Below are 14,417 nucleotides of genomic sequence, written 5' to 3'. Positions count from 1 at the left end.
GCTCGGTCATGTCCGTGGAGGACGACCCCTCGCGGCGCGCCAAGGCGATGGCCGCCTTCGCCCGTCACATGCACAGCCATGCCTTCTGGCGCAGCGATCCGACCTTCTTCGGCGAGCGGGCGCTCCGCGAGTCGGACTTCTTCAGCGACGAGGAATTCCTCACCCTGCCGATCGCCCGGGACGTGTTCCTGCCCTCCAACGCACGGCGCGTGATATCGATCGTCATCCAGCACGAGGATTACGTGCTGACCGTCGCCGGGCATCGGGTGGTCGGCCGCCCGCCATTCAGCGACGAGCAACGCGACCGGCTGGAGGCCTTCCGGCCGCACGTCCTGCGCAGCTATCGGCAGGCGCGGGAGCGCACCCTCGCCAGGCTGACGCCCATCGACCGTCTGCGCATCGCCTTTCCCGCGTTGACGCCCCGCCAGCTCGAAGTCGGCTCCTGGATCGCGCAGGGCAAGTCGAACGAGGACATCGCGACGATCCTCGATGTCGGGGTCGACACCATCAAGGCGCATGTCAAGGCGATCCATGCCAAGGTCGGCGCCAATGGACGACTTGCCATCGCCGTCATCGCCCATACGATCCCGCCCTTCGCCCGCATGCCGCCGCTATGGCGGATCGGCCAGGACGTCTGGGCCGGGGCCCGGCCCGGTTCGCCGAACCATGTGTCAGCGCCGATGTGAACTGGCATTTGCATCAACGATCAGGGGAGCGGGAAAAGTTGGGAGGCAAGCAGCCAATGAGTGTCTCTTCCGAAAAGGGTTCCGGCTACGCCAAGTTTCTTTACCCCACCTTCCCCGTTCCCCGCGACCACACCCATCTTGACGGGATGCGAGAACAAAGCGAAAACATTCGAAATGGGTTGGGGAGGCAGCGCTTGCCTGAGCACATTGCGAATGACCCGGCGGATCTTTTTCGCCATGTGAGCGCCGAGAAGGCCGCCTTCTACCGATGCATCATGGATGTGTTCGCGGCGGCCAAGCGGCAATACCGTCTGCAGTTGAGGCCGGACGACGTGCTTGCCGAGGCCCGATGGCCGGATGGGCCGCCGCGCATCGAGGAAGTCAATGTGGCGCTCGGCCAGCTTGCGGAATGGGGAAACCTCGAATCGCATCCGGACACCGCGCGGGTTTCCAGCCTCAGCGACTTCTATCGCGCCCGCTTCCTCTACCGGCTGTCGCAGGGTGGCGAGGCGGTGGAATCGGCACTGGCGGTGTTCGTGCAGACCTTGCAACGGCGCGCCGAACTGCAAACCGTGGCGCTCGAGGACATAGCGAGCCGGTTGCAGGCCCTTCAGGCGCTGGCTGGCGCTGCGGAGCCCGACGTGGCCAAGATCCACGAAACGCTGCGGGATCTCGTGCGCGTCTTCGAAGGCCTGGCCGAGAACGCCCAGGCCTTCATGGCCGGGGTCGCGCGCAGCATCGAGCTGCAGCAGGCCGAAGCAGGCGCGGTCGCGAACTACAAGAAGCGGCTGATCGACTATCTGGAACGCTTCATGGGCGATCTGGTGCGCCGCTCCGACACCATCGCGCGCCTCATTACCGCCCTGGAACCGAGCATCGACGCCCTGCTGGGCCAGGTGGCCGAGCGTGAATCGCGCGATGCGGCTCCCGGCGGCGCGCGGGACCAGTCCGATGCGCGCGACCGCGCCCTGCAAGCCTGGCGCGAGCGATGGAAGGGCCTGCGCGGCTGGTTCCTCAGCACCGGCCACGAGCCGCCGCAAGCCGAACTGCTGCGGGCGCGGGCACGGTCGGCAATCCCGCAGCTCCTGGCCGCGATCGCAGCCCTCAACGAGCGGCGCAGCGGCCGCAGCGATCGCTCGGCCGATTTCCGCCTGCTCGCCGGCTGGTTCGCCGCTTGCGCCGACAATGGCGAGGCGCATCGGCTGGCGCGCGCCGCCTTCGCCCTCAATCCGGCGCGGCATTTCTCGCTCAACGCCGACGCGGACGCGGAATTGCCGGCCAGCACCTCCTGGGCCGATGCCGCGCCGCTCCGGATTCATCCGCGTTTGCGCGAATACGGCGAAGCCGCGGCGCGCGGACCGCCGCCCCGCGTGCGCGACCGCGCCGAGGACCGCGCGTTTCTGGCGCTGCAGTTCGCGGAAGAATCTCTGCAAGTGGAAGCGGCGCGCAAGCGGCTCGCCACCAGCCACCCCGCGCGGCTTTCGGATCTGGGCGAACTGGACACGCATACCTTCGGCCTGTTTCTGGGGCTGCTCGGAGAAGCGCTGAGCGAGCAGGCCGGGCCGGAAGCCCCGGTTGAACGGCAGACGGGCGACGGCCTGCTGCACATTCACCTGAGGCCGCTTGCCCGTGACAGCCACGCCAGGATCGATACGCCGCATGGCGTCTTTGCCGGGCGCGACCACCTGATCACCATCACGCCCTTGCAGGACGGCCGATGAAAGCGGCAAACAAATCAAACGACGGCCGCGCCATCGGCCTGCAGCAGCAGCGCTTTCAGCGCGAGGAGTTTCGCGCCTGCGTGCGCGCGCTGCTGATGACACCCTTGATGAGCCCGGCGGACGAGGATTTCGCCGCCGTGCGCCGGCAGGCCGAAGCATTGCGCGAATGGTTTTCACGCGAAACGGGCTGGATATTGCAGGTCGAGCGCGAGGGCGCGCGCCTCTACAAGCGTCCGGGAAACCTGACCGACGCGATGCGCGGGCTTCCCGGCTACGACCGTCGCCGCTACGTGCTGCTTTGCCTCGCCTGCGCGGTGCTCGAACGCGCCGACCCGCAGATCACCTTGCGGCTGCTGGGCGAGCGGCTGCTGGAACTCGCCGCCGAGCCGGCGCTCGACTTCACCTTCACGCTCGAGGCGCAACACGAGCGGCGCGAACTCGTTTCGGTGTGCCGCACATTGCTGAGCCTCGGGGTGCTGCACCGCGTCGCCGGCGACGAGGAGACGTTCGTGCAGGCCGGAGGCGATCAGGCCGATGCGCTCTACGACGTGCAGCGCCGCATGCTCGCCGGCATGCTGGCGGCGGTGCGTGGCCCATCCACATGGACACAGGAAGAAGCCCCCGCCACGCTCGAAGCGCGGCTGCGCGCCATGGTCGACGAACACGTGGCGGACAGCGAGGAGGGACGGCGCGCGGCGTTGCGCCACCAGCTAGCGCGCCGGCTTCTCGACGACCCGGTCGTCTATGTCGAAACGCTGGATCCGGAAGCCCGCGTCTATTTTCTCAACCAGCGCGGAACGATGGCCGCCCGCCTGTGCGACGCCACCGGCCTGGTGGCGGAACAGCGCGCGGAGGGTTTGGCGCTGGTCGACGAAGGCGGCCTGCTGACCGATGTGGCGATGCCCGCCGAAGGCACCGACGCCCATGTGACGCTGCTCGTCGCCGAGCATCTGGCCGCCGGCCAGAGGCAGCGGCGAAAGGACGGCGCCGACGCGGCCCAGGCTCCCGTCATGCGGGAGCACGACATCGCCGACTTCCTGCACGAGGCCAAAGGCACGTATGGACGTTACTGGCGTAAATCCGCGCGCGAGCCCGGCGCCGAACGCGAGCTCGCGGCAATCGCCATCGATCGGCTGGAAAAGCTGCAACTGGCGGTGCGAAAAGCCGGCGCCGTGCATCCGCTGCCGGCACTCGCCCGCTTTGCCCTGGGCGAGGCCGAAATCCGCGAAACCCGCAATGCGCCCGCCCCGGCCACCGGCTCTCTGTTCGGACCGACATGAACGACCGCTTCACCCTGTTCGCTTCGCCATTGGAAAAACCCGCTCTGCCGACACCGACGCGGCAGCGCTGGCAACCTCTGCTTCTGGGCCTGGTGGAACTCTTCCACTACGACAGCGAGGAATTCTGGTTCCGCGACGGTCATCTTTTGCTGCGCGGCAACAACGGTACCGGCAAGTCCAAGGTGCTGTCGCTGACGCTGCCGCTCCTGCTCGACGCGCAGTTCAAGCCCTCGCGCATCGAGCCCGACGGCGACGCGGGCAAGAAGATGGCCTGGAACCTGCTGATGAACAGCTACGACCGGCGCATCGGCTATGCGTGGATCGAGTTCGGCCGCATCGCCGAAGACGGCACGCCACGTTTTCTCTCGCTTGGCGCCGGGCTGTCGGCGACAGCCGCGCGCCCGCAGGTCGACAGTTGGTTCTTCCTGCTGGAGCACGCCGACGCCGCGCCGCGCATCAACCAGGACCTGTGGCTGACGAGCGCACAGCGGGTGGTGCTGACCAAGGAGCGCCTGCGCGATGCGCTCGATGGCCGCGGCCAGGTGTTCGACACCGCCGCCAGCTATCGCCGCGCAGTCGACGAGCGCCTGTTCCATCTGGGCGCCAAGCGCTACGACGCGCTGATGGATACGCTGATCCAGCTTCGCCAGCCGCAGCTCTCCAGGAAACCCGACGAAACCGCGCTGTCGAACGCGCTGACCGAGGCCCTGCCGCCGCTGGCGCCCGAACTGCTCGGCGACGTCGCCGAGGCGCTCGGGCAACTCGAGGAAGACCGCCGGCAGCTCGACGAGTATCAGGCGCTGGCCAAGGCCGTCAGCCGCTTCGAGGAGCGCTATCGCGTCTATGCCGGCACGCAGACCCGCCGGCAGGCGCGCCTGCTGCGCCAGGCCCAGACGGAGTTCGACAATGCGAGCCGGGCGCGTGGCGAAGCTCAGGCCCGGTTCGACGATGCGCAAGCGCGGGAAGGGCTCGCCCAGACGGCCCATGACGACTCCGAAATTACGCTGGCGCGCGGGCGGGCGCGGCTCGACGCCTTGCGCTCCGATCCGACGATGCAGGACGCCAACCGCCTCGAAAGCGCCGAGAAGGAGATGGCGGCGCGCCGGCAAGCGATGCAGAAAGCCGCGGCGGCGGTCGAGCAGGCAGGCCGGCGGCTGGGAGTGAGCACCGAGGAAACCGCGAGCACCGCCCGGCGCGCCGAACAGGCGGAACGCGCCCTGGCCGAGCTACGCCGGCAAAGTGCCGTTCATGCCGACGCGGCAGGTATCGCCGGCCAGCACACCGCAAGTCCGCTTGCCGCATTGGAGGCTTCCGCGCTGGTCGAGTTGACGCAGCACCTCTTCGACAGAGCCTGCGGCGAGCTTCGCAATCTCGTTGCCGGCCGGCGCGAGCAGATCGCTCTTTTGCGTCGCCGACACGGCGAAATGGCGCGAGCCGAGGCGGATTATGTGCGCCGGCGCGAAACCCGGGACGAGCGGCAGGTCGAAGCCGAACAGGTTGCCGAGCGCCGCACGCAGGCCGATGCCGAGGTCGAACGGCAAGGCCGGGATCTGGCGGAAAGCTGGGATCGCCATTTCATCGGCCTGAAGCAACTGCAAGTCGATGCAGACTCCAGGTTCGCGGCCCTGACAGCCCTGGCGGAGTGGGCGGCGGCGCTGCAAGGCGACAATCCTGCCCGGCGTCTGCTTCAATCGGCGCATGAAACGGCCAGCTTCGCGCTGACCCAGCGTCGCGCGGCGCTCGACACTCAACGGCAGGCGCTGGAGACGGAACGCGGGAGCCTCGAAGACGAACGTCGGCGCCTGGAGGCCGGCGACGACATCGCGCCGCCCCTGCCCTACACGCGCGACGCCTCCGTCCGGGACGCGCGTCAGGGCGCTCCATTCTGGCAAGTGGTGGATTTTCGCGACGCGGTGGCCGCCCCGCAGCGCGCCGGCCTCGAAGCCGCCCTTGAAGCCGCCGGGCTGCTCGATGCCTGGATCTCGCCGGACGGGCGACTTCAGGCCGGCGACGATGGCGCGCCGCTCTACGACACGCAGGCGCTGGCACGGCAAAACTCTTCTCCATCGCTTGCCAAGTTTCTGGAAGTCACCGTGCCGGCCGGCTGCACCGTATCGGCCGATATCGTCGCGCGCGTGCTGTCCGGCATCGCCTGCGCGGATGACGACCCGGTCGACACCGAGGCCTGGATCGCCGTTGACGGCCGCTTTCGTCTCGGCGCGCTCACCGGCGCCTGGGGCAAGCCGGCGGCGGTCTATATCGGCCACGCCGCCCGCGAGGCCGCCCGCACACGGCGGTTGGCCGAGATCGCCGATCGCCTGGCGCAGCTTTCCGGCGAATTGGCCGCCGTGCAGGAGATGGCGACGCAACTCGCGCTGGATCGCGGGCAGGCCGACGAAGAATGGCGCAAGGCGCCCGCCGACGAGGCTCTCCGCGACGCGCATCTAGCCGCTGCCGCCAGTGCCCGCGCGGCGCGTCTCGCCAGTGAAAGGCTGGCCGAAGCGGATATAAGGTGCCGCGAGGCCGAACAGGCGCTCAAGGCCGTGCGAGAGCAGTGTGCCGCGGATGCGGCCGACCTGCGGCTACCCGAAACGCCCGAGGCGCTGCCCGCCGTCGAAACGGAACTGGATCATTATCGCGACACGCAGGTCCGGCTCGGGCAATCCGCCCACGAGCTGCGCCTGGCGCTGCCCGAATGGCAGCGCCAGCTTGCCAGGGAGACCGAGGCGCGGAGCGACCTTCAGCAGCGCGAGCAGGAGTCCGCGGCGGCCCGCGTCGAAGCGGAAGAGGCCCTTGCCCGGCTCGAAGTGCTGCGCGACATGGTCGGCGCCAAGGTTGAGGCGTTGCAGCGGCAGCTCGCCGAAGCACGTGTCGCGGTCGAAGCCGGCGACGTCGCGCTGAAGCTCGCCGGTGACGCCCTGCGCAAGGCGGGCGAGGCGCGGGCGGTGGCGAACCAGCAGGCCGAGACCGCGACCAGCGTCTTGCAGGAGCGCGGCGAGGCGCGCGCCCAGGCGATCTCCAAATTGCAGCAGTTTGCCGGAACCGGCCTGCTGTCGGCGGCGCTGCCGCGTGTCGAACTGCCGGACATGGATGGCCAATGGACGATTGATCCGGCGCTGACGCTGGCCCGGCGGGCGGAGCAGGAACTGTCGAGCCTCAAGGACGACGACGACACATGGGCACGCGTGCAGCGGCAGATCGCCGAGGAACTGACCGAGCTGCAGCGCGCGCTCGGCGCGCTGGGCCACCAGGCCCAGGCTGACCCCAGCGATTGGGGGTTCAGCGTCGACATCATCTACCAGAACCGGCGCGAGCGGCCGGACCGCCTCGCCGGGCGGCTCGCCGAAGAGATATCTCAACGCAGCGAACTGCTGACCGCCAACGAGCGGACCGTTCTGGAGAACCATCTGCAGGCCGAGATCGCCGCTGAAATCCAGCGTCTGCTGCAGGCCGCCGAACGGCAGGTCGACGCCATCAACAGGGAGCTGCACAAGCGCCCGACCTCGACCGGCGTGCGCTATCGGCTGCTTTGGCAGCCACTGTCCGAGGAGGAAGGCGCGCCGGTGGGTCTCGACGTGGCGCGCAAGCGCCTGCTCAACACCAGTTCGGATCTCTGGTCGGCGGAGGACCGGCGCGTCGTCGGAGCCATGCTGCAGCAGCGCATCTCGGCCGAGCGGGAGCGCGCCGATTCCAGCAGCGGCACGGACAGCGGCACCCTGCTCGACCAACTCGCCCGCGCCCTGGACTATCGCCACTGGCACCGTTTTCGCGTCGAGCGCTGGCAGGATGGCCAATGGCGCAAGCTTTCCGGCCCGGCGTCGAGCGGCGAGCGGGCGCTCGGCCTGACGGTGCCGCTGTTCGCCGCGGTCGCCAGTTTCTACAGCCAGGGCAGCTATGCGCTCGCGCCGCGGCTGATGCTGCTCGACGAAGCCTTCGCCGGCATCGACGACACGGCGCGCGCGCATTGCATGGGGCTGATCCGCGAGTTCGACCTGGACTTCGTCATCACCAGCGAGCGCGAGTGGGCCTGCTACGCCGAACTGCCGGGCGTCGCCATCTGCCAGTTGCAGCGGCGTGAAGGCATCGATGCCGTGTTCGTGTCGCGGTGGAGCTGGGACGGCCGGGAAAAGACGTCCGAGGCCGATCCCGATCGCCGATTTGCGCCGGCATGAACGAGCAGGCCGATCCGCGACTGCAACGCCTGCTCGGCGGCGAGCATCTCGCCGCGCTGCGCAAGCGGCTGCGCCAGCGTTTCGAGCGCGCGCCGCTCGACGAGGCCGTCGAAACCATTCGTATCGGCGAACTCAGCGCGGAGGAACATGCAGCACTCGCCTCGCTGCTCGGCCGCCCGCAGCGGCGTTCCCGATCCTTGCGGATCGACATCAGCCGCATCGACGCCGACCTGCGGCGCGCCGGGCTCGCCACGTCCCTGCGCGAGGCCCTGGAGAAGCTCGACGGTCCCATCCCTCACCTGGCCAGGGCGCGCCTGCGGCTGCAAACGCTGTGGTCGGGCGTCATCGACAGGTGCGGCCACCCCGCATTGGCCGGCCTGCTTGGGACGCCGTCGGGTGTCGGCCTGCTCAAGCGGCTCGCCCGGCAGGAGCCGGCGGAGGCGGCGCGGCTCTGCCGGCAAGCCGAAGATGTGCTGCGGCACCTGCCGGCAAACGGCATCACGCGTTCGCAACTGGCCGCAGACGTGCTGGGCGATGCCCACGCGCTCGACAATGGCCGAAGGGTCGCGGCGCTCGTGCTGGCGGTGTGGCGCCGGACCACTGCGGTTGACGACGCCGCGCCCGTCATCGACGACGATGGTGGTACAGTGCGGGAATCCGGAGACGGCGTCGATCCTGAACCGGCTGGCAGCGCCGAGCGGGCGCGCGATACGTGGGCCAGAGCAGGCGTCCTGGTCAACGAGCTGGCGCGCCCGGCCCTGTTCCTGAACCTGCCGACAAGCGGGGCCGAAGGCGGTCGCTGGCCCGCGGGCGAACCCGCCTATGCGTCGTTGCGATCGCTACTGCGCTCGCCGCCGCGATGGGATGCGGCAGGCCGCGACGTTTATGTGTGCGAAAATCCCAATCTGCTCGCCATCGCAGCGGACCGGTGGGGCGCCGGCTGCGCCCCGTTGGTCTGCACCGATGGCATGCCCGCCGCCGCGCAACGGTGTCTCCTGTCGCAGCTTGCACAGGCGGACGCGCGGCTTCGTTATCACGGCGATTTCGACTGGCCCGGACTGCGTATCGGCAATCACGTCATGCGCGAACATGGCGCGCAGCCGTGGCGCTTCGGCGCCGTCGACTATCTTGCCGCTGCGCGGACGGCGCCGAGCCCGGCCCGCGCGCTCGCAGGGAACCCGGTCGAAGCATCATGGGACGGAGCGCTGACGCTGGCCATGATCGAGCATCGCGTGGCCATCGCCGAGGAGGCTCTGGCCGTCTCGTTGTTGCAGGATCTCGACGATCGATAACCCCGGTGCTCGGCACGTTTCCGTCAGGTCGACCGGCTTGGAGGCGCGTATGCAAGGGCCTGGGAGCGTCGACGTGGGACAAAGGAGAAAGCCCACCGGACTCACGCGCTATTGCCGCCGTTTGTACCCTCACTCCCACTCGATCGTGCCGGGCGGCTTGCTGGTCACGTCGTAGACGACCCGGTTGATGCCGCGCACCTCGTTGATGATGCGCGTCGCCGTCGCGCCCAGGAAACCCATGTCGTAGTGGTAAAAATCCGCCGTCATGCCGTCGACCGAGGTCACGGCGCGCAGCGCGCAGACGAACTCATACGTCCGCCCGTCGCCCATGACGCCTACGGTCTGCACGGGCAGCAGCACGGCAAAAGCCTGCCAGATGGCGTCGTAGAGGCCAGCCTTGCGGATCTCGTCGAGATAGATCGCGTCGGCCTCGCGCAGGATGTCCAGCTTCTCGCGCGTCAAGCCGCCGGGGCAGCGGATGGCCAGCCCCGGCCCCGGGAACGGATGGCGGCCGATGAAACTTTCTGGCAGGCCGAGTTCCTTGCCGAGTGCCCGCACCTCGTCCTTGAACAGTTCGCGCAGCGGCTCCACCAGCTTCATGTTCATGCGGTCCGGCAGGCCGCCGACGTTGTGGTGGCTCTTGATGGTCACCGACGGTCCGCCGGAAAACGACACGCTCTCGATCACGTCGGGATAGAGCGTGCCCTGCGCCAAAAAGTCGGCGCCGCCCAGCTTCTTCGCCTCCTCCTCGAACACTTCGATGAACAGCCGGCCGATGGTTTTTCGCTTCTTCTCGGGGTCGCTCTCGCCTTCCAGGGCGGAGATGAAACGGTCGGCGGCGTCGACCAGGATCAGCGGCAGGTTGTAGTGCTCGCGGAACATCGAAACGACGCTCTTCGCCTCGTCCTTGCGCATCAGCCCGTGGTCGACCAGGATGCAGGTCAACTGGTCGCCCACCGCCTCGTGGATCAGCAGCGCCGCGACGGAGGAATCGACGCCGCCCGACAGCGCGCAGATCACCTTGCCCTTGCCGACTTTTTCGCGGATGTCAGCCACCGCCTTGTCACGATAGGCAGACATCGTCCAGTCGCCTTCGATGCCGGCAACGCCGTGGACGAAGTTGCGCAGCAGCTTTGCCCCGTCCGGCGTGTGCACCACCTCGGGGTGGAACATCAGCCCGTACATCTTCTTCTCGACATTGCCGAAGACGGCGAAGGGCGCGCCTTCCGAGCGGCCAAAAATCTGGAACCCTTCGGGCAGCGAGATCACCCGGTCGCCATGGCTCATCCACACCTGGTGGCGCTGGCCGGTCGCCCACAATCCTTCGAACAGCGGGCAGTCCTTCTCGACCTCGACAAAGGCGCGGCCGAACTCGCGATGGTCCGACGCCTCGGCCACGCCGCCCATCTGCACGCACATCGCCATCTGGCCGTAGCAGATGCCGAGCACCGGAATGCCAGCCTCGAAGACGATCTGCGGAGCGCGCGGCGAGCCCGCCTCATGGGTGGAGGCCGGGCCGCCGGACAGGATCACCGCTTTCGGATTGATGCGCCGGAACGCCGCCTCGGCAGACTGGAACGGCACGACCTCGGAATGAACCCCTGCCTCGCGCACCCGCCGCGCGATGAGCTGGGTGACCTGGCTGCCGAAATCGACGATGAGGACGGTGTCGGTGTTCTTCATGGCGGGCATTTAGAGAAGAAGTCGAGTCGGCGCAATGGGTTGGCGACGGCGGCGAACAGACCGATTCAACCTCTTCCCAAACCGGTTGATCGCCTTCACAAACTGATTCAACGGTTCGGATCGCGCGCCCGCAGGTTCGCCGGCTTTCAGAGCCTGACCGTGCCGTCCATGATCGCCCGCTCCAGCAGGCCCACCGCTTCAGCAAGCTTCTCGTCGATGACATGCAGATATTCGGTCCAGTCGCCGACATGGCGAAGCTCCGCCTTGCCGTCGGAAATGCCGCGCAGCGCCACCAGCGGCAGGCAAAACATCTGGCAGGCGCGCAGCACGGCAAAGGTCTCCATCTCCACCATGTCCTCGGCGACCGTGTCATAGGCCGCGCCGGAGATGATCATGCCGCCGGTCGACAGCGTCGCCTCGCGGATGCCGGGGATCCTGTGCGGCAGCGGAACCGTCGCCGGCAGGTCGAGAAACGGCGTCGTGCCTTTCTCGAACCCCAGCGGCGAGGCATCCATGTCGCGATAGGTCACGGAGACCGCCTGGTAGATTTCGGTCTGCTCCAGCGAGCGGCTGCCGGCCGATCCCAGCGAAACGACGAGATCAGGCAGCGATTTTTGCGCCTCCAGTCTGGCCAGCGCCACGCCCATGGCAAGTGCCGCCTCCACCGGGCCGACGCCGGTCATCAGCGGCTTGAACAGCCGCTTGAGATGCGGCCCGTATTCGGCGTCCGCCGCCATGGCGAACAGGATTTTTTTGCCCGCGATCGTCTCGATCATACCGCCGCCCCTCTAGCGCCGTTGTCGTGAATCGGACTCTTGTCCGGCGCAACTCTTGTCGGCGGCGGGCAGAAAAGGCAACGGGCCACGGGCAGCAAAGCCATCCGGACGGGAATGCGGCGGAAACCGCCGGTCAGACGCTGGGGGCGGCGCCCGACAGCATAAACGCCGCCAGCACGACGGCAACCGACGCCACCGCCGGATAGAGCACCAGCAGCACGGTCAGCGCGGCGCCGCCAAGATTGCCGCCCTCGCCGCCGATGTCGAAGCCGCCGTGCCTGTCGGCCACCCTGCGCGCGCGCCCTGCCGAAGCCGCGAGGCTCGACGGCGCCGGGGTGTTTTTGACGAGGGCGGTCATGGTCTTGGCTTTCGGGTTGTGCGATTGCGCCGGTTTCTGACAGGCGCCGGTATCCGGCTCATGCCGCACAACCCTCGCCCATGTTTCGACATAGTTTCGGATGGGCGCGAAATAAGGGCCGGTTTGTGGCGGCCGGGCGGAATGATCGCGGCATGACCCGCCGCAATGGTTAACGGGCAAAATGCCGACCTCCCCTCCCCCTTGAGGGGGTGAGGAATGGTCCGCGAAGCGGACGAAAAGCCAACGATTTGGCTTTTCGAATGACGAACGCCCGGAGCCCTAGCGGAGGGCTGACCCGCGAAGCGGCCGGGAGGGGTCGCCGCGGCCAAACGCCAACGTCGCCTTGCGTCGGAGCACTTCCGCACGTACCCCTCCCCCGGCCTTCGGCCGGACCCTCCCCTCAAGGGGGAGGGAAAACGCGCAGCCCCAAACCCTTGCCGCACCCGGCGCCATCCGCTAGGACGGCGGCGCCGCAAAGACCCCGAAAAGACGAAGCGAAAACTGCCATGACCAACTCGGAAAAGACGAAGGCGCGCCTGCCGCGCGGGTTTGCCGACCGCTTTCCCGACGACATCCGCGCCGTCGAGGAGATGATGGCGAAGATCCGCGCCGTCTACGAACTCTACGGGTTCGAGCCGTTCGACCAGCCGTTGATCGAATACACCGACGCGCTCGGCAAATTCCTGCCCGACCAGGACCGGCCCAACGAGGGCGTTTTTTCGTTCCAGGACGACGACGAGCAATGGCTGTCGCTGCGCTACGACCTCACCGCGCCGATGGCGCGTTTCGTGGCGGAGAATTTCGAAAAACTGCCGAAACCGTTCCGGTCGTATCGCTCCGGCTGGGTGTTCCGCAACGAGAAGCCGGGGCCGGGCCGGTTCCGCCAGTTCATGCAGTTCGACGCCGACACGGTCGGTACGCCGGGGGTGGCCGCCGACGCCGAGATGGCGATGATGATGGCCGACGTGATGGAGGCGCTGGGCATTGCGCGCGGCGACTATGTCATCCGCGTCAACAACCGCAAAGTGCTGGACGGCGTGCTGGAGGCGATCGGCCTCGGCGGTGCGGAGAATGCCGGCCGGCGGCTCATCGTGCTCCGCGCCATCGACAAGCTGGACAAGTTCGGCGCCGAAGGCGTGCGCCTGCTGCTCGGCCCCGGCCGCTGGGACGGCGGCAAGGAAGGCGAAGGCGATTTCACCAAGGGCGCGGGGTTGGGTGAGGAGCAGATAGCAACAATAGAAGCAACAGTTCTCTTCTTTGCGACGGGTGCTCGTTTTACGAAGTCCAAAACCCCGGCGCTCGAAGATGACATCGTACTCGACGATCGTCCTAGAGATGATCCTAACACGCTCAGGTTGAACAACCGCGATCTGGTTGACATGATCCGCAATCGCGGAGCGCAGAATTCGATTGGACAACAAGCAGCCGATGAGCTCGAGGCGATCGCAGGCCTTTTAGAGGCATCAGGTTACGGCACGAAGCGTGTGCAGATCGACCCCTCCGTCGTGCGCGGCCTCGAATATTACACCGGCCCGGTCTTCGAGGCCGAACTGCTGGCCGAAATCCCCAACGAGGACGGCCAGGTCGTGCGTTTCGGCTCGGTCGGCGGCGGCGGGCGTTATGACGGCCTGGTGTCGCGTTTCCGCGGCGAGCCGGTGCCGGCCACCGGTTTCTCCATCGGCGTTTCCCGCCTGATGACGGCGCTGAAGAATCTCGGCAAGCTCGACACGTCCAACGTCGTCGGCCCGGTCGTCGTGCTGGTCATGGATCGCGACACAACAAGCCTCGGCCGCTACCAGAAGATGGTGGCCTCGCTGCGCCAGGCCGGCATCCGCGCCGAAATGTATCTCGGCGGCTCAGGCATGAAGCCGCAGATGAAATACGCCGACCGGCGCGGCGCGCCCTGCGTCGTCATCCAGGGCGGCGACGAGCGGGCAAAAGGCGAAGTGCAGATCAAGGACATGGCGCTCGGCGAGCAATTGTCGAAGGAGATCACCGACAACGCCGCCTGGCGCGAGGGCCGCCCGGCGCAGTTTTCGGTGCCGGAGGCCGAACTGGTCGAGGCGGTGCGAAAAGTGCTCGATGCGCAGGCGAAAGACAGGACGCAAGGGTGAGCGCCGTACGTTGCCCCCCTCTGTCCTGCCGGACATCTCCCCCACAAGGGGGGAGATTGGCCGGCAGCCTTGCCTTCGCCAATCGTCAACGTTGCAGGAAGAGCGGCAGAGCCGAAGCCGCCGATCTCCCCCCTTGTGGGGGAGATGTCCGGCAGGACAGAGGGGGGCAACGTAGAGCGCCAACGCCTCCCCTCCCCCTTGAGGGGAGGGTGCCGCCGAAGGCGGCGGGTGGGGTCGCCTCGGCAGTGCTCGACACCTTTTTTGACACCGCAAGATCAGGTCGGCTCGCTGCCGCTTTGCCCCCCTCTGGCCGCTTCGCGGCCATCTCCCCCTCA

9 protein-coding genes are annotated in these 14,417 nt (G+C 67.8%); 6 read left to right on the top strand and 3 right to left on the bottom strand.

All coding sequences use genetic code 11. The annotated features are described in order from the left end of the window. Positions 1–8: 8 nt before the first annotated feature. From RB623_RS14330 to RB623_RS14310, 5 genes are read left to right on the top strand one after another with little or no spacing between them, the layout of a single operon-like run. Positions 9–686 carry a helix-turn-helix transcriptional regulator gene (locus tag RB623_RS14330; protein WP_308057538.1) on the top strand — a complete coding sequence of 226 codons (678 nt, stop codon included), beginning with the start codon at positions 9–11 and terminating at the stop codon, positions 684–686. 38 nt (positions 687–724) lie between these two features. Further along, on the top strand, positions 725–2,407 hold the full coding sequence (locus RB623_RS14325; protein ID WP_308057537.1) for a TIGR02677 family protein: 1,683 nt from the start codon (positions 725–727) through the stop codon (positions 2,405–2,407). Then, positions 2,404–3,687, top strand: a complete 1,284-nt coding sequence (locus RB623_RS14320; RefSeq protein ID WP_308057536.1) for a TIGR02678 family protein — start codon at positions 2,404–2,406, stop codon at positions 3,685–3,687. Before RB623_RS14325 ends, RB623_RS14320 begins: the two co-directional genes overlap by 4 nt. After that, on the top strand, positions 3,684–7,859 hold the full coding sequence (locus RB623_RS14315) for a TIGR02680 family protein (protein WP_308057535.1): 4,176 nt from the start codon (positions 3,684–3,686) through the stop codon (positions 7,857–7,859). The genes RB623_RS14320 and RB623_RS14315 overlap by 4 nt, the downstream gene beginning before the upstream one ends. After that, entirely contained in the window at positions 7,856–9,151 is a 1,296-nt protein-coding gene (locus RB623_RS14310) for a TIGR02679 family protein (protein ID WP_308057534.1), read from the top strand. The genes RB623_RS14315 and RB623_RS14310 overlap by 4 nt, the downstream gene beginning before the upstream one ends. 129 nt (positions 9,152–9,280) lie before the next feature. Here RB623_RS14310 and guaA read toward each other — a convergent pair whose 3' ends face one another. The 3 genes from guaA to RB623_RS14295 all read right to left on the bottom strand — a co-directional run bounded on the left by guaA (position 9,281) and on the right by RB623_RS14295 (position 11,968). Further along, positions 9,281–10,834 (bottom strand): glutamine-hydrolyzing GMP synthase, encoded by a 1,554-nt coding sequence (gene guaA, locus RB623_RS14305; RefSeq protein ID WP_308057532.1) that lies wholly within the window; start codon positions 10,832–10,834, stop codon positions 9,281–9,283. Positions 10,835–10,980: 146 nt separating this feature from the next. After that, the gene (locus RB623_RS14300; protein WP_308057531.1) at positions 10,981–11,610 is read right to left on the bottom strand and encodes a 5'-methylthioadenosine/S-adenosylhomocysteine nucleosidase; all 630 of its coding nucleotides are present in this window, start codon (positions 11,608–11,610) and stop codon (positions 10,981–10,983) included. Between the two features lie 133 nt (positions 11,611–11,743). Further along, positions 11,744–11,968 (bottom strand): hypothetical protein, encoded by a 225-nt coding sequence (locus tag RB623_RS14295; protein ID WP_308057530.1) that lies wholly within the window; start codon positions 11,966–11,968, stop codon positions 11,744–11,746. 506 nt (positions 11,969–12,474) lie between these two features. On the opposite strand from RB623_RS14295, the gene hisS reads away from it, so the two are divergent. Then, positions 12,475–14,082: a histidine--tRNA ligase gene (hisS, locus tag RB623_RS14290; RefSeq protein ID WP_308057529.1), complete on the top strand. Its 1,608-nt coding sequence runs from the start codon at positions 12,475–12,477 to the stop codon at positions 14,080–14,082. Positions 14,083–14,417 lie beyond the last annotated feature (335 nt).

The sequence above is a fragment of the Mesorhizobium sp. LHD-90 genome (assembly GCF_030929505.1).
Classification (GTDB): domain Bacteria; phylum Pseudomonadota; class Alphaproteobacteria; order Rhizobiales; family Rhizobiaceae; genus Kumtagia.
The sequence above is the reverse complement of the archived record's forward strand: the minus strand, read 5'-3'. Positions and strand labels throughout refer to the sequence as shown.

Bases quoted from the DNA above. Each gene is read 5' to 3' on its own strand.
- RB623_RS14310 (WP_308057534.1), top strand. From the start codon at position 7,856: ATGAACGAGCAGGCCGATCCGCGACTGCAACGCCTGCTCGGCGGCGAG.
- RB623_RS14300 (WP_308057531.1), bottom strand. From the start codon at position 11,610: ATGATCGAGACGATCGCGGGCAAAAAAATCCTGTTCGCCATGGCGGCG.
- guaA (WP_308057532.1), bottom strand. From the start codon at position 10,834: ATGAAGAACACCGACACCGTCCTCATCGTCGATTTCGGCAGCCAGGTC.
- RB623_RS14315 (WP_308057535.1), top strand. From the start codon at position 3,684: ATGAACGACCGCTTCACCCTGTTCGCTTCGCCATTGGAAAAACCCGCT.
- RB623_RS14295 (WP_308057530.1), bottom strand. From the start codon at position 11,968: ATGACCGCCCTCGTCAAAAACACCCCGGCGCCGTCGAGCCTCGCGGCT.
- RB623_RS14320 (WP_308057536.1), top strand. From the start codon at position 2,404: ATGAAAGCGGCAAACAAATCAAACGACGGCCGCGCCATCGGCCTGCAG.
- RB623_RS14330 (WP_308057538.1), top strand. From the start codon at position 9: ATGTCCGTGGAGGACGACCCCTCGCGGCGCGCCAAGGCGATGGCCGCC.
- hisS (WP_308057529.1), top strand. From the start codon at position 12,475: ATGACCAACTCGGAAAAGACGAAGGCGCGCCTGCCGCGCGGGTTTGCC.